At 46.9% G+C, this 23,412-nt stretch carries 15 protein-coding genes and 1 pseudogene; 13 read left to right on the forward strand and 3 right to left on the reverse strand.

Annotated features, from left to right (window positions below; genetic code table 11):
* Positions 1-95: 95 nt before the first annotated feature.
* The gene (locus BLR32_RS16765; RefSeq protein WP_176842315.1) at positions 96-494 is read left to right on the forward strand and encodes an energy transducer TonB; all 399 of its coding nucleotides are present in this window, start codon (positions 96-98) and stop codon (positions 492-494) included.
* A gap of 487 nt (positions 495-981) precedes the next feature.
* Here BLR32_RS16765 and BLR32_RS16770 read toward each other — a convergent pair whose 3' ends face one another.
* A complete protein-coding gene (locus BLR32_RS16770) occupies positions 982-1,695 on the reverse strand; it encodes a hypothetical protein (RefSeq protein WP_143011500.1) in 714 nt (237 codons plus the stop codon).
* 627 nt (positions 1,696-2,322) lie between these two features.
* Between BLR32_RS16770 and BLR32_RS16775 the strand changes: the two genes are divergently transcribed.
* A complete protein-coding gene (locus tag BLR32_RS16775; RefSeq protein WP_089833777.1) occupies positions 2,323-2,709 on the forward strand; it encodes a hypothetical protein in 387 nt (128 codons plus the stop codon).
* A gap of 97 nt (positions 2,710-2,806) precedes the next feature.
* Here the strand turns inward: BLR32_RS16775 and BLR32_RS16780 are convergent, their stop codons facing one another.
* Positions 2,807-3,313 (reverse strand): GNAT family N-acetyltransferase, encoded by a 507-nt coding sequence (locus BLR32_RS16780; RefSeq protein WP_089834190.1) that lies wholly within the window; start codon positions 3,311-3,313, stop codon positions 2,807-2,809.
* Between the two features lie 160 nt (positions 3,314-3,473).
* Between BLR32_RS16780 and BLR32_RS16785 the strand changes: the two genes are divergently transcribed.
* The gene (locus tag BLR32_RS16785) at positions 3,474-4,340 is read left to right on the forward strand and encodes a LysR family transcriptional regulator (RefSeq protein WP_089833779.1); all 867 of its coding nucleotides are present in this window, start codon (positions 3,474-3,476) and stop codon (positions 4,338-4,340) included.
* A gap of 9 nt (positions 4,341-4,349) precedes the next feature.
* Here the strand turns inward: BLR32_RS16785 and BLR32_RS34355 are convergent.
* Positions 4,350-4,463: pseudogene (locus BLR32_RS34355) on the reverse strand (transcriptional regulator); the annotation flags it as partial.
* A gap of 140 nt (positions 4,464-4,603) precedes the next feature.
* Here BLR32_RS34355 and BLR32_RS16795 point away from each other — a divergent pair.
* From BLR32_RS16795 to BLR32_RS16840, 10 genes are all read left to right on the forward strand, one after another.
* Positions 4,604-6,271 (forward strand): RICIN domain-containing protein, encoded by a 1,668-nt coding sequence (locus BLR32_RS16795; RefSeq protein WP_089833781.1) that lies wholly within the window; start codon positions 4,604-4,606, stop codon positions 6,269-6,271.
* 120 nt (positions 6,272-6,391) lie between these two features.
* Positions 6,392-8,659: a GH92 family glycosyl hydrolase gene (locus BLR32_RS16800; protein WP_089833783.1), complete on the forward strand. Its 2,268-nt coding sequence runs from the start codon at positions 6,392-6,394 to the stop codon at positions 8,657-8,659.
* Between the two features lie 83 nt (positions 8,660-8,742).
* Positions 8,743-9,360 (forward strand): RNA polymerase sigma-70 factor, encoded by a 618-nt coding sequence (locus BLR32_RS16805; protein WP_089833785.1) that lies wholly within the window; start codon positions 8,743-8,745, stop codon positions 9,358-9,360.
* A 47-nt stretch (positions 9,361-9,407) separates the two neighbouring features.
* Positions 9,408-10,394, forward strand: a complete 987-nt coding sequence (locus tag BLR32_RS16810; protein WP_089833787.1) for a FecR family protein — start codon at positions 9,408-9,410, stop codon at positions 10,392-10,394.
* A gap of 29 nt (positions 10,395-10,423) precedes the next feature.
* Positions 10,424-13,765: a SusC/RagA family TonB-linked outer membrane protein gene (locus tag BLR32_RS16815; protein WP_089833790.1), complete on the forward strand. Its 3,342-nt coding sequence runs from the start codon at positions 10,424-10,426 to the stop codon at positions 13,763-13,765.
* A 16-nt stretch (positions 13,766-13,781) separates the two neighbouring features.
* A complete protein-coding gene (locus tag BLR32_RS16820; RefSeq protein WP_089833792.1) occupies positions 13,782-15,269 on the forward strand; it encodes a RagB/SusD family nutrient uptake outer membrane protein in 1,488 nt (495 codons plus the stop codon).
* 8 nt (positions 15,270-15,277) lie between these two features.
* A complete protein-coding gene (locus tag BLR32_RS16825; RefSeq protein WP_089833794.1) occupies positions 15,278-17,767 on the forward strand; it encodes a glycoside hydrolase family 38 C-terminal domain-containing protein in 2,490 nt (829 codons plus the stop codon).
* 10 nt (positions 17,768-17,777) lie between these two features.
* Complete coding sequence (locus BLR32_RS16830; RefSeq protein ID WP_089833797.1) at positions 17,778-19,148, forward strand: SGNH/GDSL hydrolase family protein; 1,371 nt, start codon at positions 17,778-17,780, stop codon at positions 19,146-19,148.
* A 4-nt stretch (positions 19,149-19,152) separates the two neighbouring features.
* Positions 19,153-21,465: a GH92 family glycosyl hydrolase gene (locus BLR32_RS16835; protein WP_245705446.1), complete on the forward strand. Its 2,313-nt coding sequence runs from the start codon at positions 19,153-19,155 to the stop codon at positions 21,463-21,465.
* Between the two features lie 235 nt (positions 21,466-21,700).
* Positions 21,701-23,410, forward strand: coding sequence for a RagB/SusD family nutrient uptake outer membrane protein (locus tag BLR32_RS16840; protein WP_245705447.1), 1,710 nt, complete (start codon positions 21,701-21,703; stop codon positions 23,408-23,410).
* The last annotated feature ends 2 nt before the right edge of the window (positions 23,411-23,412 follow it).

Genomic DNA, 23,412 nt, shown 5'->3' on the forward strand with positions numbered 1-23,412 from the left:
AGTAACAAATAAAAGATTACTTCGGGAAATAAAAACATTTCAGAAAGAAACCAGTACGAACTTAAAAAATGACACTAATCGTTAACACTATCTTTTTGTCACTGGCCTTCTGCCAGCTTACCTTTGCAGGAACAAATCCTGACAAAACGAAAGCATCTATCAGGCAAGATACTTCTAAACCCATTTTATACCTTGATACGGACAGGATACCCAAATTTAAAGGAGGCACTGCTGCCCTAAAAAAATACATACAAAAGAACCTTAAATGGCCGAATGAGGGCATTGATTACGAAGGAACGATTATAGCATCATTGGTCGTAGAAAAAAATGGAAAGATTAGCAATGTGTTCATTGTCCAAAGTGCCTGTCCACCTTGTGAAAGAGAGGCAAAGAAATTTGTACTGAACATGCCCGATTGGACCCCCGGCACGGTTAATAACCATGCAGTGAGGACGTTGATCTACTTACCACTGGAATTTAAGTTGGTTGAATGAATTTGCAGGGCATTTTGATTGAAAAAGAATATCTATATGAGCGTTACTTCAGTCGTATAAATAATCGAACACTTCTTTGTAACATAGCAGTCGATCGCCTTTTCTAAGATTTAGGATGGCATTTTCAGAGCAATACAGTGGATAACGTATGGTTGGTACTGGAGAAATCAGATACAGAAAATGAGGATTAAGAATCATGATAGTGTAACCATTTTTTTTAGTTTACAATGAGAAAACTAAATTTTCTACTTTTTTTCTATACAGACTGCAATGTGCTCTATATTTTGCAGCACTGTTAAAGCTCAAAGTGCTAATCAGACCAAAATCATTGGTGAGTGGTATTGTGTTATGATTTGATCTGATGAAGGCATGACGCAGTTCAGGCCAAAAGATAAGGCAGGCATACAGTATTACCTATGCTAACAGGGATTTAAATTTCATATATCGAGGGTTTAATTTTTCTGGGATTATAAATGGCTTGAAGGGATTATTTTTTGACGCTACGTGCAAACATGTCAGTCATGATTGCCTGGTCATATGCTCCGCCTCCACCACTGGGGTATTCCTCTGTCTGATGGTGTGCTGTTATATATTGCTGGCTTATAAATTCTTTCGTTTGAGTACCATTTGGGTATATGGTGAGCAAGTAGGTATCAACATAGTATCCGCCTATTATGGCTCCATCGGGCGCCCTTAATAAGGGTCCACCTTTTGCATTTTTTTCGCCAGGCCTTCTATTAGAAAGTATGGTCGAATTTCTTGATACTTGCACACCATTCTCATAGAATAGACCGGGATACAAATCATCGTAATTAATGTCATACCGTTTAATAAATCCTGTAAAACCTGTGATTTGTTTTCTATAATTATTCGATATCAAAAAATCCGTGTTCATATCAAGGTACGCTATGTCACCAATGATTTCGGTAATGGCTGCATTCATTAACTTATCTCTCAGATAGGTGAAAACTACAAACCTTCTGAAAGTTTGCCCATTTTTTAGTACTATTGTGTTCAGATTTTCAGTTGGAACCACAAGAAATTCCTTATCCCCCTCTTCGGTTAGAGTATGTGCTTTTTCCCAGTGTAGCGTAAGTATTCTAAACTTCTCGTCATTTTTTCCGTACTTGCTCCGTTGTGCAATTAGTGCTCTCGCTTCGGTGATTTTTGCATTAATTTCCATATTAGATATTGATGCCATATTTTTATTGCAGCTATATACGGTGGTTAAAATAATGCAAATAAAAAGTAGGTTCACAGACAGTTTGGGTCTAAACTTCATATAAGGGGATGTTTATAGAACAAATAAATACAAGAAAAATATACAATATTTTTTAGTAGTACAAGTTTAAATAGTTTTGAGTTGAGTGTCAAATTTATATTTCGAAACAAATCAATGTTTTAGTGCGTCTATAGGAGCTTCAAATGATCCTTGATAAGCGATTGGGAAAAGGGAGTGGATAGGATATTTAACGATTGTTCCAAATAGGTACACATTTTTGATTCGTATTAGGACCATATCTGAATTAAGGTGGTTTCACACTTCATTTAGATTTCCATTTTTAAAACATAATACCTGTTGTTCATTTTCCTAAAAATTCGTAATCTCAATCATGATATAACATAAAGTACAGGTACAAATGAACAATTATTTTAAAACCAGACAACTCTATCCAGCCGAACGACGACTTTTACAAACTTTGAGAAACCAAAAAGAAAAAGAAGGCAGCCCTAAAATAAAATTCTACCATTATTTTGTAGCGGCACTTTTGGGGTAGTTTTTACATATTTAGCAACTCTGACAAAAGATACTTTCTGGGTTCTGCCATTGGGTACAATTGCTGTTTTTGCATTTGCTTTTATTGTATTTACACCCTACGAAACATATAAGCTAAGAAAAAGGAATGGAAAGTTTTTACAACAAATCACCAGTTTCATTGACAAAGGAACAATTGACACCTGGCTCATAGATGCGAAAAGAATTGCAATTGCAAAAGAATATGAAGATGAAGGAGATCTTTTCATGATAGAGTATGATACTGACGAAGTTCTTTATTTATGGGATCACGACTATAGTATGCAAAAGCAATTCCCCTGTCTTAAATTTGAAATTTATGAGGAGAGCTTTGTTAAGTTACTAGGTAGGCAAATATCTCCTCTAAGTAACCGGATTGATCCAACGAAACAATTCCGCGTTCACAGTACAAACGTATAGGCAGGTACGTATTTTTCTCTGATTCTTTAAACAAAAACGCCAGAGATATAATCTCCGGCGCGTAGTCAGCTACCTGGTGCTATTCTTCCTGTATTTTTTACGACCACATCTTCTCGTAAGCCCTCCTTGGAGAACCTCTAAAATAAACTTCTCCGCAGTAGATATATCCGCGTTTCTCCAGGATCTTCATCATTGCAATATTGTCGAAATTAGTGTCTACTTTGACACTGTAAATATTCTCACTGGCCGCATATTCTTCTATATATTCAAGTATCTTGCCGGATAAACCTTTCCCAAGATGATTTTGTGCAACAGCGACTCTATGAACTACCACGAAATCTTCATTTGATAACCATTCCCCTTCGATATCTGCATACGAAGGCTCATCGTTGATCAGTACAGCGGCATATCCGATGATAGTACTATCTTCGATCAATACAAAACCAACCCCGGTTTCAATATCTTTCCGTACGACATCCGGATTGGGATATCCGTCCTGCCACTGTTTACTTCCATCTTCTTTTCTGCGAATGATGGCCTGTTCCAGGATCTCCCATATCCTGGATTGTTCTGTTACAAGAGCTTTCCTAAACTCGAATGCCATTTTAGTCTGTTTAATTGTAATACAATGTAATATGATCTTCTGATTATGTTCTTTCTTTTGGCATAAAAAGGGTTCATATTTCCTGACACAAAGTTTAAAGAAATGTCTACATTGGCAAAACTGTATTTTTCGATGCAGTCCATCGATAAAACCGATTGTCATGGAATTGAGACAACTGAAATATTTTTTAAAAGCAAAGGAGCTGTTGAACTTCACGGAAGCGGCTCAGAGTTTGCATATCAGTCAGAGTACATTATCCCAGCAGATAAAGCAGCTTGAGATAGAATTAGGAACACCTTTGTTTAACCGGGTAGGCAACCGGGTCATGCTTACCGAGGCTGGTCAATTGTTTGCGGACTATGCATCCCAATGTATAAAAAAAGCAAATGACGGCCTGTTGCTGATAGAAGATTTAAATGAGCTTAATACAGGAACTATCTTTATCGGCGTCAGCTACGGACTGCGGAATATCTTTACGCAGGCTTTGATACGCTTTACAAATCAATTCCCGGCAATTAAGGCGAGAATTGTTTACGGAGTATCAGACGGATTAATAGGAATGCTGGAGCGATTCGAACTTGACATGATATTGATATTCAAAGATTTTAGTCTTTCTCAACAATTTGAAACGGAGGAATTGTTTCGTTCTCCAATGCGACTGATCACGTCAGCGAAATCGGGCATATCACATATACCTTCCGTTACTTTGAAAGAAATCACACGACTTCCCCTGGTATTGGCAACGCAGGGCAATAACACCAAACATTTTGTTCGCGAAATGTTTAAAGGTCAGGTGCCCGAATTTGCTATCGAAGTAAATGATATTCCTACCATGTTGGACCTGGTGCGGACAGGGAACTGGCATACGATTCATATTGAAACGGTTGCGCCGGAGAAGGAGTTTGTTGCTATATCCATTAAGGAAAAAAATGTGATGCGGGCTGTTACAATTGTTTCACTGAGAGATGCATATGAAAAGAGTGCAGTAAAACGACTTCGGATGATGTTGAAGGAGGTGAAGATATAGGAGGACAATGAAGTTGGCCGCTATTACGCCTATCGTCAAGGACTGCGAAGCCACTAATAACAGGATGGCCCGTCTGGTAGGGTCTGCTATCCCCTGAAATACATCACGTCTTAGGTTTAGTATATCGTCATTTGGCCCCACAAACTATTTTTTGAAAAACGCGAAGAAAGAATGGCGGATGTCATTGCCACAGGTGTCTAATAAAGTGGAGAGCGCCTATACACTTGTTATCAACCTCATACTTAACCTTTAAAATCCACTTTATGAAAAAGAGTCCGGCATTGCTGGTAATGAGTCTGCTGACATTCATGGCCTGCAAACAAAGTTTGCTGACGCCTGTTGATAAACCACAGCACGCTGATAATACAGTAGGTATCAGCCAGGCCATTACGGCTGATTATATTACTGTCAGCATCAAAAATGTCAAGAGCAGCAAATTCCTGGAAGTAGCAGGAAATCCTGTGCAAAACGCTAAATTTAAAGACAACGCATTGCTGCAGCAATGGGAGACTTCCCTTTCTGGTACAGAAACAAACAGGTGGCAGAAATGGCACCTGATTTATCAGACAACAGTTAATGGTACGAGATATTATCACATCCGTAACCTCCACAGTGGTAAACTGGTGGATGTGCCTTCCGGTACCGGCACATCTGGTACGGTCTTGCAGCAATATGCTGCGTTCCCCCTGGCGGCTGATCAGCAATTGTGGAGCCTTACAGATGTTGGCAGCGGACAATACCGCATTGTCAATAAAGGTAATGGCTTATCATTGTCTGTAGCTGGTGGGTCTACCAGTAATGGTGCGCAGGTCATACAGGAGACTACTGCGAGTGATAACAGACAGTACTGGACAATTACAGAGATCGCGCCAGATACCTATCGCGACGACCAGGTGGTACGCTTCTTTAACCGTAACAGCGCCAGTCTGGGATCCGCAGCCTTTGATCAGGGCAATACGATTCCGCTGACATGGGGTGCTAACAATGGAAAAGTGCTATGGGTAACACAGGATGCCTGGGATGGATCGCAGGTACAGTCAAATGGTATGTTCAACTGCGGTAATTTCTTCAGTTATAATAACTCCATATTTATACAGCCGTCGAAAACAGACTGGAACCCGAACAACGCACCTAATATGACTATTCCCAACAGCACTTCCGGTAAACCCAAACAGATCTGTAATATACAGCCGGGTACTGACTGGAGCTGGCCTGGTCCGGGTGTAGAGATCGGTGACAAAGTCTATATGCAATGCGGTGAAGGGAATGGTCTGAATGCGACCAATCAATCCCTGTACCGCCTGAGGCAGAGTACCACTACACAATGGACTGCAGAACGTCTGATGCCGAATGGATTTAACAATTATACCGCTATCAGTTATTCTACCGGCCTGGTAAAACCAGGAGATGGCTATGTATATGCTTTCGGTAGCGAGGCAACGAGTTTCGGTTATGCCAGTTATATACATGTGGCAAGGTTCCCTGAAAGTAATCCGCTGCAATGGCAATATTGGAGTGGATCAGCATGGACTTCCAGTCCCGCAGCAGGCGCCGCTTCAAAGATTGCCGACGCCAGAGGTAGTAACAGTGTGGCCTATCTGAATGGCAAGTATATCCTCATGACAATGGATCAGGGATTCAATTGCGATCCTGACAGAAGCGTGTATATTGCTACGTCTACTTCTCCCACAGGACCATTTACCGCACAGATTAAGGTATATACCATCCTGGAGTATTTTAAGGAACAATACACCCGTTACTATACGCCTGTCATCCATCCGGAGTTTAACAACGGCAGAAATGAGTTGTTGCTGACGTATAGTGTCAACTTCTCTGCCTGCGGACTGGATGGTTGCGAAGGTGCATGGCTGGATCCGTATTATTACAGATTGAAAGGCATCAGGGTGCCTTATTCAAAAATTGGTTTGTAACTGATGATAGCGGCTGACAGGTAAATAAGGCGCTCTCTTAAATTCCACTGGCGGTAACCGCCATCTCAGGTGTCTATTATAGACAGGTGTCTCAACGACGATAAAACATTATTACATTCTATGCTTAGGGAAATTATCACAACGTTGTTATGCGGAGCCGGGATAATGGCGTCTGCACAACAAAAGGATCTGGTGGCTTATGCGAATACTTTACAGGGCACAAATTCTGAATATGCCCTCAGTCATGGGAATACTTATCCGACGACAGGGCTGCCCTTCGGGATGCACGCCTGGTCCCCACAGACCGGCAATAACGGCGATGGCTGGAAATACCAGTATAAGGCTACAACGATCCGTGGTTTTCAGCAGGTGCATCAGTGTAGTCCATGGGTAGGAGATTATGCAGTGTTCAGTCTGATGCCAGTGGCAGGAACCCTGAAGGTGAACGAGGAACAACGCGCGGCCGCATTCAGTCATAAAGATGAAACGGCCAGACCGGATTACTATAAAGTAACTTTCCATAATAAGACAACTGCGGAAGTAACACCTACAGAGCGAGGGGCACATCTGCGTTTCACTTTCCCGGCAAAAACACCGGCTTATGTTGTACTGGATGGTTATAATGCGCTAAGTGGTGTAAAGATCTATCCGGCGGAAAGAAAGATCACCGGCTATGTTACGAACGGACGGTTTATCCCGCAGCACTTCAGGAACTATTTTGTGATCGTTTTTGATCAGCCATTCGAAGCAGCTGGTACCTGGGAAAATGTAAAAGGACAGATCTTTACGGATGCTCTCTCCGGAGAAGGGAAGGGGATGGGCGCATTTATCCGCTTCCGTAATGGCGCAAAGGTACAGGCGAGGGTCGCTTCTTCGTATATCAGTGCCGAACAGGCGGAGCTGACCTGGCAAAAGGAACTGGCCGGGTTTAAGGATCTGGAACAGACAAGGGCGGCTGCTAATAAAACCTGGAATACGCTTTTCAACCGGGTACTGGTGGAAGGCGGTTCCGAAGAAGATAAAGCCACTTTCTATTCCTGTCTGTTCCGCGCCAACCTGTTTTCACATCAGTTCTTCGAATATGATGCACAGGGCGCAGCTCATTATTTCAGTCCTTACGATGGCAAGGTACACAGTGGTTATATGTATACAGATAATGGTTTCTGGGATACTTTCCGTGCCCAGTTTCCGCTGAATACGATTTTGCATCCCACGATGGAAGGTCGTTATATGCAGGCATTACTTGATGCACAGCAACAATGCGGCTGGTTCCCGGCCTGGTCTTTCCCCGGAGAGACGGGCGGTATGCTGGGTAATCATGCTATTTCCCTATTGACGGATGCCTGGGTGAAAGGGATCCGGACATTTGATCCGAAGCAGGCACTGGACGCTTATTTCCATGAAGCCATGAATAAAGGTCCCTGGGGTGGCGCTAATGGCCGTGCGGGCTGGAAGGAGTATTATCAGCTGGGTTATGTCAGCTTTCCGGAATCGCATGGCAGTACTTCCCAGACCCTGGAATATGCCTATGATGATTTCTGTGCGTATCAGCTGGCAAAGCTGACAGGGAATCAATTCTATCAGTATGTATTCGGGCGTAGCCTTTACAATTATAAGAATCAGTATGACAGTGCCACCGGTTTTATGCGGGGGCGTAAACTGGATGGCAGCTGGGTGGAAGATTTTAATCCGGTGAAATGGGGCGGTCCATATACAGAAGGTAATGCCTGGCATTGGCAATGGTCGGTATTTCATGATGTGCAGGGGCTGATAGACCTGATGGGAGGGGAAGCCCGTTTTATTGCCAGACTGGATTCCGTTTTCAGTACCGGGAATAAGGTGGATGTCGGCTATTATGGTCAGATGATCCATGAAATGACGGAGATGGTCAATGCGGATATGGGACAATATGCGCATGGCAATCAGCCGGTACAGCATATGATCTACCTGTATAATTATGCCGGTCAGCCGTGGAAGGCACAGGCACATGCCAGAGACGTCATGAAACGGCTGTACAATGCCGGTCCGGACGGTTACCCCGGTGATGAGGACCAGGGGCAGATGTCTTCCTGGTACGTCATGAGCGCTCTTGGTTTCTATAGTGTGTGTCCGGGTACGGATGAGTATGTAATTGGCAGTCCGCTGTTCCCGAAGGTCACACTCACCCTGGAAAACGGGAAACAGTTTGTCGTAGAGGCGCGTCGTAATAGTCCGGAGAATGTGTATATACAGTCTGCCACCCTCAATGGCCGTCCGTATCCACATAACTGGATCCGGCACACGGATATTACCAATGGCGGAGTGCTGGTACTGGAAATGGGTAAGGAGCCGGCTAAGGGCCGAGGACTGGAAGCAGCCGACAAACCTTATTCCATCAGCAGGCGTTGAAAATCTCCGCATCGCTAATTTCGGGGGAGATTTAGGAACTTGTGCTAAAACGATTATATTAGCTGGTAGTTTGAACTCAGGCGATGCGACAAGATTATTCCACGTTTACCGATGAAGAGGTGTTCCTGCTCGTGAAGAAGGGGGACGACAAAGCATTCGAAGAAATTTTCAGACGTTTCTGGCAGGAGTTGCTGGATGCGGCCTATCGCCGCGTAAAAGTACAGGAAACTGCTATGGAACTGGTTCAAAGCCTGCTTGTGAACCTGTATCTGAAAAGGGAAACGATTGAACTCCGGACCTCTCTCCGCAATTATCTGCATATCTCATTAAAAAATAAAGTACTGAACGCAGTACGGGCTGAAGTTGTGCGTAACACTTATCAGCAGCATATGCTGGCAGACAATGGCCTGTATCAGGCTGATGCCGCCACCAGTCTGCAACTGAAGGAGTTACAGGAGCAGATCGACGCTTCCTGTGCGGGCATGCCGGAAAAATGCCGGGAGGTCTTTTTCCTGAGCCGGAAGGAGCATCTGTCGTATCAGCATATTGCACAAAGGCTCGGCATATCGGTGAACACTGTGGAGAAACACATGGTGAAAGCATTGAAAATACTGCGTTCACGCCTGAAAGAATATAACTTTACACTGTTCTGGCTGATGCTGTTGGTACTGCTTGGATGGGAAATTTTCAGCAAATTTTAAATACAGTGGCGGTAGGACGCTTTTCAGGTGTCTAATGTTTAGAAACTATGGACATAAGCAACACCAGGTTAAAAGAATTATTGGATAAATATCTCGATGGTACGGCCTCTGCGGAGGAGATCAGTGAGGTGGATGCATGGTATGCGTCTTTCGCGTCGCATAAGGGCGTCACGGAGCAATTAAACGCTGATCAGCAGGTGGCACTGGAGCAATTGCTCTTTTCCCGCATTCATCGGGAAATCAGTCAGGCAGAGGCGCCGTTACGGGTACTCAGGCCCCGTGCCCGTTACTGGTGGGCAGCCGCCAGTGTGGCGGTACTGCTTGCTGCAGGCGGCGTGTATTATGCTGTTAACCGTACGACGGAGCAGAGAGTTGGTGGGAACATGATCACAGCAACGGCTGAGAAGGGAAGTATCAGGAAGATCACATTGCCGGACAGCAGTATCATCTGGCTGAATGCGGATAGTAAAATACGCTATGCACAGCAGAATGGCCGTGAGATATGGCTGGAAGGGGAAGGGTACTTTGAAATCGCGCCCCGGCAGGAAGAGGGTTTCCTGGTACATACTGGACAACTCGATGTACAGGTGCTGGGTACCAGTTTTAATATCGACGCTTATGCGCCTGCTGATTCGATCACTGTAACCGTGAGTAGCGGTAAGGTGGCGGTCAGGACGGAGAAACATGCAGACGTCGCCATTGCGGCCAATCAACAGGCGGTGTATAAGGCGACGGCTGACAGGATAAATAAATACGATATCAGTGCGGCTGATTTTGGCGCCTGGAGGGAGGGGCTGCTGGTATTTAAAAACGCCAGTTTTGAAAGTATTGCCCGTACGCTGGAACGCCGTTATAAGGTGCATATCCGCTTCGACGGACAAAAAACAGCTTCCGCCCTGCTTTCTGCCAGATTCGGCAAGGATGAGCCTATAAAGGACATTCTACGCATGTTATGCGATATATATGGTTTCAACTACCGGCAGGAACCAGGTAGTGAGGAATACCTGGTGTATGATGCGCAGCCACATCATTGACCGGATCCAACTGTTCGGATGAAGTGATAATGGGAAGTTATGAAAAGAGAATTGCGGAGTGCCTGCATTGGCGCGCCATCAAAATGGCCTGCCTGTTATTCCTATGCGCTTTAGTGATGGCCGGAAATGTCTTTGCACAAACGGGTACAGAAAGAGATCTGAGACGTACAACGGTTGACATACAGGTCGTCAATCAGTCTTTCGATAAAGTATTTGAACAGATCGAAGCCGCAACCGCATTCCGGTTTGTATTCAATCCGTCGGAAATCGCCCGGAGCGGTAAGGTCACCATCAGCAAAAAAAATATTTCAGTTGAGCAGGTGCTCAGACTCCTGCCTCCACCTTTACAATATGAGCTGAGAGGTAGCAACATATTGATCCTTGAGGAAAGGAAGCCTGTGAACAGCGCTGCTCCACGGCTGCTACACACAGGTCATGTATCGGATGCGGAAGGGCATGTATTGCCTGGCGTCAGTGTTTCCGTAAAACGTACTGCACGCAGGGTGATCACGGATGAAGAAGGAGCGTTCCGTATTGAAGCTGGCCTGGGAGACACTTTACGTTTTTCCCTGCTGGGTTTTCAGGGCCAGGAAACGGCTGTTTCGCTGTCTGCTCCGCAGGACATTGTCTTACAGCCTGGTTCATCTGCGCTCCGGGAAGTGGTGGTGATCGGTTATGGTTCTGCCAGTAAAGAGAATCTGACCACGGCCATCGGCACCGTAAAAGGAGAGCAGCTGAATGAAAGGGCGACGACTTTAAACGTTATGCAGGGATTAGCCGGTAAGGTGGCAGGTGTTAGTGTAATGATGAATTCGGGTAAACCGGGTGGTAATCCTATCGTGAAGATCAGGGGTACGGGTTCTATCAATGCTTATAACGGTCCGCTGTATGTGGTCGATGGTATTGTAGGCGCTGACCCTATGAACATCGATCCGAACATTGTTGAGTCAGTGGATGTGCTCAAAGATGCGGCAGCTTCTGCGATCTATGGGGCCAGAGGGTCAAACGGGGTGATTGCCATCACCACAAAGAAGGGCGGTAAAAACACACCGGCCATCTCCTTCCGTAATACCCTCAGCTTTGCTACACTGGCCCGGGAGATAGACCTGATGGATGCAAATGAAGCCCTGGAGATGTTCAAACGTGAGTATGAATATCAGCCTGGCCGTATTGCGCCGCATCTTGATCCTGACAGGCAGTTTTCCCGGAAAGAAGAGCTGTTCAATGCAGATGGTACGCCTAAGTATAATACGGATTGGCAGAAAGAAGCAAGTCGACTGGCGGTGTCGCATGAACATGCGTTGTCGTTTTCATTAGGTAAAGAAGACATTGCTGCGCTGGCAGGACTTTCTTATAACGATCAGCAGGGAATCCTGATCAACAGTTATTCCCGTCAGGTGAATGGGTTTATCAATCTCGGCTGGAACGTAAAGAAATGGCTGCACATTCAGACGGTGCTGAATAGCGGTGCATTCAAGCAGAATAACGTCGACATAAATACGTTTGGCCTGAATGCCGTACGCCAGATCTATGAATTTCTGCCCTTTTTCCCGGTGAGATACCCGGATGGCACTTACTCCCGGAAAGCAGATTATCCGGGAGCAGAGAGTTCTGAGAATCCGGTGCGGCTGATGAATGAGGTGCAATCCGTAGCAGGACGTACTTATACTATGGGCAATCTGCTGGCTACCTTTTACCTGAGTCCTAAGCTGCAGTTTACCGCAGGTATCAGCGGACAAACAGGCGCCAGCTATAATTTATATTTCTCCGGCAGGGATATCATCGGTTATTCCGATGTACAACAGGGAGTGGCTACACGGGGGCACGGTCAGACCGGTTCCTGGACTTCGGAAGATTATTTTACCTGGAAGGATAATTTCGGGAAACATCATCTGACAGGCGTAGCCGGCGCCAGCTGGTATTACTTTGCCAATATGAATACACAGGCAGGCAGTGAAGGATTCTTTGATGATTTCTTCTCGTATAATAGTCTGCAGACAGGTCTGGTGCCACAGCGGCCAACATCCGGTTCAAGCCGGAATGCGATGAATTCGTTTTACATGCGGTTCAACTATGACTTTGATAACCGCTACCTGTTCGGGATATCCCTGCGGGCAGATGGATCCTCGCGTTTTGGCGCTAATAACCGCTATGGTTACTTCCCCAGTTTTTCGGCCGCCTGGCGTGTATCGTCGGAGCCTTTCCTGCGGGATGTGCGTAGCATCAACAGTCTGAAACTGCGGGTCAGCTATGGTATAGTGGGTAATTCTGATATCGGCGATTATGTGACACAGAGCAGGATTAATAGTAGTCAGACGCCTTTCGGCGGACAGGTAGAGCCTTCTGCCACACTCGGCGGATTGGGTAACCGGGATCTCAAATGGGAGAGGGCGCATCAGCTGAACCTTGGTGTGGATGCTACCTTGCTGGATAGAAGGGTACAGTTTACCGCAGATGTCTATAACAGGATCACCAAAGACCTGCTCTATTTTAAGCTGTTGCCGTCTACCTCCGGATATGAAGGGGTGTTTGATAATATAGGATCGATCCGTAACAGGGGACTTGAGTTGTCATTGACGACGGAGAACATCCGCAGAAAGAATTTCTCCTGGAATATTTCACTGATCTATTCCATGAACCGTTCGCTGGTGCTGAACCTGAACGGAGATATCATGTATCCGTGGGCAGGACGTATCATGGAGGGAAGGCCCTTAAATGAATTCTATGGTTATCAGCGACTGGGCACCTGGGGTACAAATGAAGCAGCAGAAGCGGCTGTATACGGGAAGAAACCGGGCGATCTCAAATATGCAGACCTGAATCATAACAAGGTGAAAGACGCGGGAGACCGTACAGTATTGGGGAATGGGATGCCTGATTTCGAAGGTAGTATTGTGAATACCATCAACTATCGGAATTTCTCCCTGGCCCTCGATCTGCAGGTGATATACGGGCATAGCCTGGCGAACCTGACGCGGTTGATTATGGAAAATGCGGCGCCTGCTACAAATAGTTACAGTAGTCTGCTGGATGCCTGGACACCGGAACATCAGGGCACAATGAATGCCGCCCTGCGTTTACCAGGTGATGGTTTTGACAGTGAGATCGACAGTTATAATATCGAGAAAGGATCGTTCCTGCGGGTGCGTAATATCACATTGGGTTATCGTTTGCCATCGGTATGGCTGAAACGCTGTCATCTGCGGTCGGCAGTACTGGGTGTGAGTGCGGAGAATTATTTTCTCTTCACGAAATACAAAGGGTATGACCCCGAAGCCTCTTCTTTTGACGGCGACTTTAATCAGGGGGTAGATCTGTACCAGTATCCGAAGGCAAAAACGATGGCCGTCACCCTAAACCTTACATTTTGAATAAAGGAATTGAGATATGAAACGAATGCGCTTTCTGCTGCCCTTGCTGACGGTCTTAACGTCCTGCGTCAACTTCCTGGATGAACAGCCATCTGGTTCCCTGGGGCTTGACGATTACTATAAAACGGCAGAGCAGATCAAAGCGGCTGTCAATGGCACTTATGAGGGCCTGTCGCTTCCCTATACTGAGAATATAGGCGTAGCTGTTAGCCCGGTGTATTCTCTGGAGTATATCACCGGCTACAGCCGACGCCCAAGACCTTCGGGTTTTGAAGATGATCAGTTCCTGCGGCTGGACAGACTGGATGCCGCTAATTCCAGGCTGCAGGCATGGTGGAATGCGACTTATTATCCGGTAGAGAACTGTAATAGTGTGATAGAAAATGTGAGTGTCAGTACGCTCATAGATGAGACCACTAAACAACGGTACCTGGGACAGGCGTATTTTATGCGCGCCTGGTATTATTTCCAGGGAGTACAGCTCTTCGGGGACATACCACTGAAACTGACCACAACGAAAGATCCGAATGATGTGAGGATCCGCCGTTCACCAAAGGAAGCGGTGTATGATCAGATTGTGAAAGACCTGCTAAAGGCCGAGAACAGCGGTTTGCCCTGGGTAGATCAGAGCGGGCATGTGAGTCTGGGGGCGGTGAAATCATTGCTGGCGAAAGTATACCTGACAATGGCCGGTTACCCGATGCAAAGGGGAATCACGTATTACGGGAAGGCATATGATAAGGCGCTGGAGGTGATCAACAGCAGGCAGTTTAATCTGTTTGAGACTTATAAAGATCTCCGTGATCCGGCGAAGATGAATACGGGAGAAAACATCTTTATGTTACAACGTCATCCGACGATGGCGGAAAGTAATATTCATGGTGCGTATCTGCCATATCCTACTGAGCCGATTTCCATACAGCCGGCCTATGGTGGGGCGATGGCGCCGACACTTGCTTTCTATAACTCTTATGCGGCGAATGATGGCCGTAAACAGGAGCAGGCGTTTTATTATACCCGCTATCCGCGATATGATAAACCAACAGAAATGATCACGTTTTCAGATCCTTATATTTTTAAGTTCTGGGATGCGGATGCAGAAAAAACGGGGCGTTCGGGCGCTAACTTTCCACTGATACGTTACGCAAATGTGTTGTTGGTGTGTGCAGAAGCAAAGAGTCAGCTGGATGGTGGCAGTACCACAGATGCGGCAGCGATTGCGGCTTATTATGCGGTGCGTCAGCGGGCGTTTCCGGCAGCAGTGCAACCAACAATATTAACAACAGACGATATTCTGAAAGAGAGATACTGGGAGCTTTGTTTTGAATTCCAGACATGGTATGACATGTTGCGCACACGTAAAGCGTTTGATGTGGTCAACGGTACGATGACCAGCCTGTTAGGATACAAAGCACCGAATCACCTGCGGGCCTTTGAACTGAAAGACCTTGCGTTCCCGCTGCCATTAGCGGAAGTTCAGAAAAACCCGGATTTAGCACTTTAAACGACAAGATGAAACATACTATTCTTTGCCTCGCGGTGTTATGCACCGTTGGGGTAGGGCAGTCCATTGCCCAGCAACACTATTTTATCGATGGTTATCATGGCGGAAAGTACGGACACTATCCGCCAGGATATACCCAATACATTGTAGAGCAGTTACAGGCGCATCCTGAATGGAAGATCAACCTGGAAATAGAACCTGAAACCTGGGATGTGGCGAAGGTGGAAGAGCCGGCAGCATATGCCAGGCTGCAGCAGTTATTTGCCGATCAGTCGGATGCAGGGAGGATCGAATATGTCAATCCGGGTTACGGACAGAGCTATCTGTATACTGGTTCAGGCGAGAGTATGATCCGGCAGTTCAGTTACGGGATGCAGCATGTCAGACAGCATTTTCCCGGCGCTGTTTTCAGTACTTATTCCAGTGAAGAGCCCTGTTTTACCAGTGCATTGCCACAGGTGCTGTTATCCTTTGGCTTTAAATATGCGGCGCTGAAAAATCCGAATACCTGCTGGGGTGGATATACCCGTGCCTTTGGTGGTGAAGTGGTGCAATGGCAGGGGCCTGACGGAAGTATATTACCTGCTGTACCGAGATATGGTGTAGAAGCATTGCTGCCTAATTCCACCTGGCAGACGACTGCCTGGAATAACAGCAGCGGGTATATACAATCAGCACTTGCTGCCGGTATCCGGCAACCAATAGGGATGTGTTTACAGGATGCCGGCTGGCGTAATGGTCCCTGGTTGAAACAACAGGCGAAATACGAAACCTGGCGTCATTATATCGGTCATGTAGCAGATACGCAACATGCTGCCGTATGGGCATTCAGCCAGGAAGATTTACAAGTGAGCCTTGTATGGGGCGCACAGGTTTTACAACGCATCGCACAACAGGTGAGACGGGCAGAGAATAAACTGGCTGCCGCAGAAAAGTATGCAGCTATCAGTTCGCTGGTACAGCATCTTCCCTGGCCCAAAGCTGACCTGGACAGCGCCTGGAAGACTTTGTTACTTTCTCAGCATCATGACTGCTGGATCGTGCCTTATAATGGCAGCAAGGGCGATACCTGGATAGATAAGGTGCAGGACTGGACAGATAATACGCTGCGTGTGAGTGATAGTATTCTCCTGCAGGGAACGGGGACAGATCGTGCTTTACGGGTGCTTAACACCACTGCCATTGCCAGAGAAGAGTGGGTAGTGGTACCTGCTTACAAGGGCGCTTCGGCAAAGGTGACTGATAACAGGGGCAAGGCGGTAAAGGCATATATACAGCGGGATGGTTCACTGATATTTAAAGCCAGCGTTGCGCCGATGGGATTCAATGTTTATCATATCAGCGAAGGTGCAAAGACGGCTGCTCGTCCAACACGCAACAGACAATTAGCAGATGGTCGCTACCAGATAGAAACAGATCAGTACCGGATGATCATAGATCCGGCCAGAGGCGGAGTTATTACCAGTCTGATCGCGAAACAACTGAAGAACCGGGAAATGGTAGATCGTAACCATTCACGCAGTTTTAATGAACTGAGAGGTTATTTTTATCAGCAATCGGCCTGGCGTTCCAGCACTGATACGGCGGCAGCCGTAAGGCTGAAAGAAGACAATCCCGCACGGACTGTAGTAGAGATCAAAGGCGCTATCGGCGGACATCCGTTTACGCAGCTGATCACTTTAGCGAATGCTGCAAGCCGCATAGATATGCAGCTGAAAATTGACTGGCAGGGTGAGCCGGGTATTGGTGCGCCTCCGGCGAAGCATTATCGGGTGGAAGATTATCACAAAGCATTTTATAACGACAGTTTCAAATTGCAGGTCCTGCTTCCGCTCAATCTGGCACAGCAGCAGCTAAGTAAAGATGCGCCGTATGATGTAACAGAGAGTCGGTTGACAAATACTTTTTTCAGTAGCTGGGATAGTATCAAGAATAATGTATTGCTACACTGGGCAGATGTAACAGATGGTAAAACCGGGCTGGCACTGTTTGCGGATCATACGACCAGTTATGTACACGGAGAAAACTATCCCCTGGGCTTTACGGTGCAATTTACCGGTACCGCACTATGGGGCCGCAATTATAATGTGACAGGCCCGACAGATATACACTATGCCATTCTTCCGCATAGCGGCACCTGGGATAAAGGCGGTGTGAGTGAGGACGCTGCCCGCTGGTGTGAACCCCTGAAACTATTGCCTGCTGCCAGCGAAGCTGCATTTTCCCTGCTCTCTGTGGCAGATCAGCGTTGGCAGATACCTGCGATGATGATGGATGGAAATGACCTGCTGATCCGGGTATATAATGCGGCCGGTGATAACAGGGAACATACCTTGTCTGTTTCCGGCACTGCTGCTGCCATCATGGAGCGACTGGATGGTCAGTCGCTGGAAACGCTTCCGGCAGCTCAACAGGCAGGTAAAACAATCATCCGTTTATCGATACCTCGTTTTGGTATCCGCACTATACGTTTAAAAAATATAAATATTCAGCATTAATCCGCTCCGTATGAAGAAAGTACTCTATTCCGTTTCACTTTGCCTGGCATCATTATCTGCTGCCGCCCAGGTGAAACCCTTCCAGCAGAATGACCGCGTGATCTTTGTAGGTAACAGTATCACAGAAGCCGGCGCTTATGTGTCTTATGTTTATCTCTATTACATGACGCATTTCCCCGACAGAAAACTGGTCATTATGAATGGCGGTATTGGTGGTGATAAAGCATCAGATATATACAGAAGGCTGGACTATGATATCCTTGCCAAAAAGCCCAATACGCTGGTGTTGACATTCGGGATGAATGATACGGGATATTTTGAGTTTAACAGCGATGATGCAGATAAGACGGCACGTGAACGTATTGAGGCTTCCCGCCGCAGTTATGAGCAGATAGAGCAACGCCTGCTGCAACTGCCTGATCTGCAAAAGATCCTGATGTCTTCTCCTCCTTATGATGAAACGGTGAAGATCAAAGGCAACTACTTTAAAGGTAAGTCTAAAGCGATGCAGCAAGTGGTGGCTTTCCAGGAAGCTGCCGCGAAAAAAAATAAATGGCCATTTGTGGATCTCTTTCGTCCGATGACGGCTCTAAACGCCCGTCTCCAGGAAAAAGACACTACATTTACGATGATCGGCCCGGACAGGATCCATCCAGGTAATGCCGGTCACCTGGTGATGGCTTCCCTGTTCCTGAAAAGTCAGGGTCTGAGTGGTCAGCCGGTAGCTGATGTACGTATCGATGGGGGAAAATTAAAGCAGGCACAGAACTGTAAAGTAAGCGGCCTCAGTGCCAGTGCAGGAAAAGTCAGCTTTGATTACCTGGCGGCTGCTTTACCTTTCCCGATGGATACCGTATCCCGTATATGGGGAAATGACCAGAAGCAGTCCGACGCCCTGAACTGGATTCCTTTTACCGAAGATTTTAACCGTGAAATGTTGTCTGTTGCGGAACTGCCGGCAGGCGACTACAAGCTGCTGATAGATGGTCATCCGATCGGTAAATGGTCTGCCGATGTATTTGCAAAAGGCATTAACCTGGCAACACAGCAGGAGACGCCTCAGTACAAACAGGCGCTTTCTATCATGCAGCTGAATATGCGTCGGATGGAAACGGAATCACGCCTGCGCCGGTATTACTGGGTACAGGGCAATTACTTTGATAAAAAGAACATGCGTATGCAGGATGATGCCGCTGCATTGGATAGTGTCCGCCATCAGGCACAGAAAGATGGCATGCTGCGTTACCACGAAGAGAATTACGAAACGGCTATGTACAAGGAGCTGCGTACACACTGGCAGGAAGAGATTGACCTGATCATCAATCTGGTATATCGTTTGAATAAACCTGTCAGCCATAAAATTGAGATCGTTAAAATTTAATATAGTGAAGAAGAATAGTAAGTTATTAACAGGCGCCATACTCATGGCGCCTTTCATCAGTGTAGCGCAGCAGCCTGCTGACTATGTCAATCCATTCATAGGCGCCAGTACGAGCACCGGAGCAGCCGGCATCTATCATGGATTGGGTAAAACCTTTCCGGGTGCTGCAACGCCTTTTGGTATGGTACAACTGAGTCCTAATACCGTCACCGGTGGCGACAACGGATCCGGGTATAGTTATGAGCATACAACTATAGAAGGCTTTGCCTTTACGCAGATGAGTGGTATCGGCTGGTATGGCGATCTGGGGAATTTCCTGGTGATGCCCACGACTGGTCCGCTGCAGACAGTTGCCGGTAAACCGGAACACCCGGAACAAGGCTATCGCTCTTCCTACGCAAAAGAAGAGGAGAAAGCGAGTGCGGGTTACTATGGCGTAAAACTGACGGAGCACAATATCAAAGCAGAGATGACAGCCGCTCCGCATAGCGGTATCCTGCGCTTTACTTTTCCTGCTAATCAGCAATCACGTATACAGATAGACCTGGCCCGCAGGGTAGGTGGTACGTCTGTATGGCAGGAAGTGAAAGTGATCGATGATCATACCATCGCGGGTTATATGCGTTGTACACCCGATGGTGGCGGCTGGGGAAATGGTGATGGAAAGGCCAATTACACCGTATACTTCTATGCACAGTTCAGTAAGCCGCTGCATAAGTCCGGAGTATGGAGCGCTGATATTCCGGATGATTGGTCCCGCAAACGCGAAGACATTGAGAGCGACCGTTATCAGCAGCAGATCGCTAAAGCCGCTGTATTACCCGGTGTAAAAGAAAAGGCCGGCAAACACCTTGGTTTTTATACAGAATTTGCTACTACTGCAAATGAAAAAGTATTGATGAAGGCCGGTATCTCTTTCGTGAGCGTCGATGGTGCAAAAGCGAACCTGCAGGCAGAAATAAAAGGCTGGGATTTTGATGGTGTACAGCAGCATGCAAAAGCATTGTGGAACCAGGCATTAGGTAAGATAGCTATCAGGGGAGGTACTGAAGAAGAACGCAAAGTATTCTACAGTGCCCTGTATCATACGATGATTGATCCGCGTCAGTGTGCAGATGTTGATGGTCAATATATGGGTGGCGATGGCAAGATGCATACAGACAAAAACTTCCGCAGACGCACCATCTTCAGCGGATGGGATGTGTTCCGCAGCCAGATGCCGCTGCAGACCATTATCAACCCTGCTGTTGTAAATGATGAGATCAATTCATTGGTGACACTCGCGGATGAAAGCGGTAAGCATTATCTTGAACGTTGGGAGATACTGAATGCTTACAGTGGTTGTATGATTGGTAATCCTGCTGTGTCTGTGATCACGGATGCCTATGCAAAAGGTATCCGGAATTTCGATGTACAGAAAGCGTATGGCTTTGCAAAGAATACCATAGAGAAATTCGGGAATGGTCGTAAGGGTTATTCTACCGGCGGACTAAGTGTATCCTTAACACTCGAGTATGCATATACTGAATGGTGTTTAGGCCGGTTGGCAGGTCTGCTGAATAAAAAAGAGGATGCGCAGACATATACGACGCGCGGCGCCAATTATCGTAATGTATTTGACAGCTCAAAAGCATGGTTCCGTCCGCGCAATGATGATGGCAGCTGGCAGGCATGGCCGGAAGATGGTCGTATGCGTCAGGGATATGGTACTATTGAAAGCAGCCCTTATCAGCAGGGATGGTTTGTACCACAGGATGTGCCAGGAATGATTGCACTGATGGGAGGAAAGGAAAAGGTACTCGCCGATCTGACGGCTTTCTTTGATAAAGCACCGGAGAACATGATGTGGAATGATTACTATAATCATGCAAATGAGCCGGTGCATCACGTACCTTTCCTGTTTAATTACCTTGGTACCCCATGGCTGACACAAAAGTGGACACGCGATATCTGCGCACGTGCTTATCATAATTCCGTGGAGGGCCTGGTGGGTAATGAGGATGTCGGACAAATGTCTGCCTGGTATGTACTGGCAGCCAGTGGCCTGCATCCGGTATGTCCGGGAAGCACCCGTTATGAAATCACCAGTCCTGTGTTTGATACTATTACTTTCAAGCTTGATCCTGCATATGCCAAAGGCAGGCAGTTCAGCATTGTTGCGCGTAACAACAGTGCTACAAACCGTTATATCCAGAAGGCCTGGTTAAATGGCAAACCTTATAAGTATGCGCATATCGATCATGCGGATATTGCCCGCGGTGGCACCCTGCTGCTGGAAATGGGAGCAAGTCCCAATAAAAACTGGGGTATAGAATAAATCCAGCTCAACGAATGGCGGTACACAATCACCTGCCTATCCCTTTGCGGGAGATCCGGTTAAGTAATGGACTGCTACGGCAGAATCAGGGATATTAGGACCCTGTACAGGCGCAGGGAGGTCATTTTTGATAAAATCAGTATCCGGATGGCGGTAGGCTTCTTTTGAGGTGTCATAATAAAAATGGGGACATAGATTTTATCACCAAAAACTGAACGCTACCACGTATTACGTTATGAAACTGACCTTCATGTTCGCAGCTTCCCTGTGCCTGTGCATGGGAATTCTTACACTGGTATCCTGCAGTGACAAGAACTTCCTCGATCAGACGGAGACAAGCAACCTGGACGAGAAATCGGTCTTTTCCGACAGTGCCAGGACAGTACAATTCCTTACTAACATTTACATTGACATCGGTTTTACCGAGAATGTCACCCGTTTTGGGAACGGTGGACTGGACGCTGCCTGTGATGAGGCGGAGCCGCAGAAGTCGGCTTCTATCACCACTTCTGTCCAGTTTGCCACGGGAACCGTCAATCCTTCTATTATCAGCGGTGATGCCTGGAGTTTGTGTTATACGAACATCCGGCGGGTCAACCTCCTGCTGAAACATCTTCCTGGTACGCCTATTCCTTCCTATATCCGTAATGTAATGGAGGCAGAGGCCCGTTTCCTGCGGGCGTGGTACTATGCCATCCTCCTGAAGCATTACGGGGGCATACCGCTTGTCGGCGATTCTGTGTATAATGTTACGGACCAGATCCCGGCCACCCGTCATTCTTTTAAAGCATGTGTGGACTATATCGTCTCCGAATGTGATGCTGCCGCTGGCGCATTGCCATTGGAACGGGTAAGAGAGGATTATGGCCGCGCCAGTGGTGGCGCCGCAATGGCCCTGAAAGCAAGGGTATTACTATATGCTGCCAGTCCGCTGTTCAATGGCGGAAATGTAGATCCTCAGAATGCGCTGACCGGTTATACCGACAATGTGCCCGAAAGATGGAAACTGGCCGCAGATGCAGCGGCCCTTGTGATGAATGCCAATGCTTATTCCTTGTATGAGGACAATGCCACGGCGCCGGGTTATGGCTTTTATAAAGTGTTTACCCTGCGTGTCAATTCAGAGTATATCCTGGCAAAAATGCAGGGGTTGAACCGTGAACTGGAGACTGCCTGGCAACCACCTTCCCGTGGCGGTGGACAGGGAGGATTTCCTTACCAGGAATTCGTAGACGCTTTTGGTATGGCGAATGGTAAACCGATCACAGATCCTGCTTCGGGTTATGCCGCAACGGATCCTTATAAGGACAGGGACCCACGGCTTGCTTATTCTGTGATCCGTGACCAGACGCCATTGATACAGAACAATGGTCTGAAAGAACCGGTCAATATCTACCTCACCGCAGGTGGCAGTGGTGTGAGCCAGGACGCCGTACTGGCGGGAACGCCTACCGGTTACTATACGAAGAAGATGCTGGATGAAAATATCAGCGCCAACTTTATTCATGGCAGTCAGCGTTGTTTTCCATTGATCCGGTATGCAGAAGTACTGCTGAATTTCGCAGAAGCGAGTAATGAATTTGATGGGCCGACACAAGCGGTGTATGATGCGATACAACTGGTGCGCAGAAGAGCGGGACTGATGCCCTATGAATTACCTGCCGGACTCTCAAAGGATCAGATGCGGGAGGCGATACAGGCCGAAAGGAGAGTGGAACTGGCATTTGAAGGACATCGTTTCTGGGATGTGAGAAGGTGGAAGATCGCTGAAACCACACAGAATAAGGAGATGACCGGTATGAAAGTAGTCCGCAATGGAAACAATGCCACATATACTGTCTTTCCCGTACGTAAACATAATTTCCGCAAGGCTATGTACCTGTGGGCAATTCCACAAAGTGAAACCGCCAAATCTCCCGAACTGGCGCAAAATCCAAACTGGTAAAA

It is taken from the genome of Chitinophaga filiformis (genome assembly GCF_900102545.1).
Lineage (GTDB): Bacteria > Bacteroidota > Bacteroidia > Chitinophagales > Chitinophagaceae > Chitinophaga > Chitinophaga filiformis.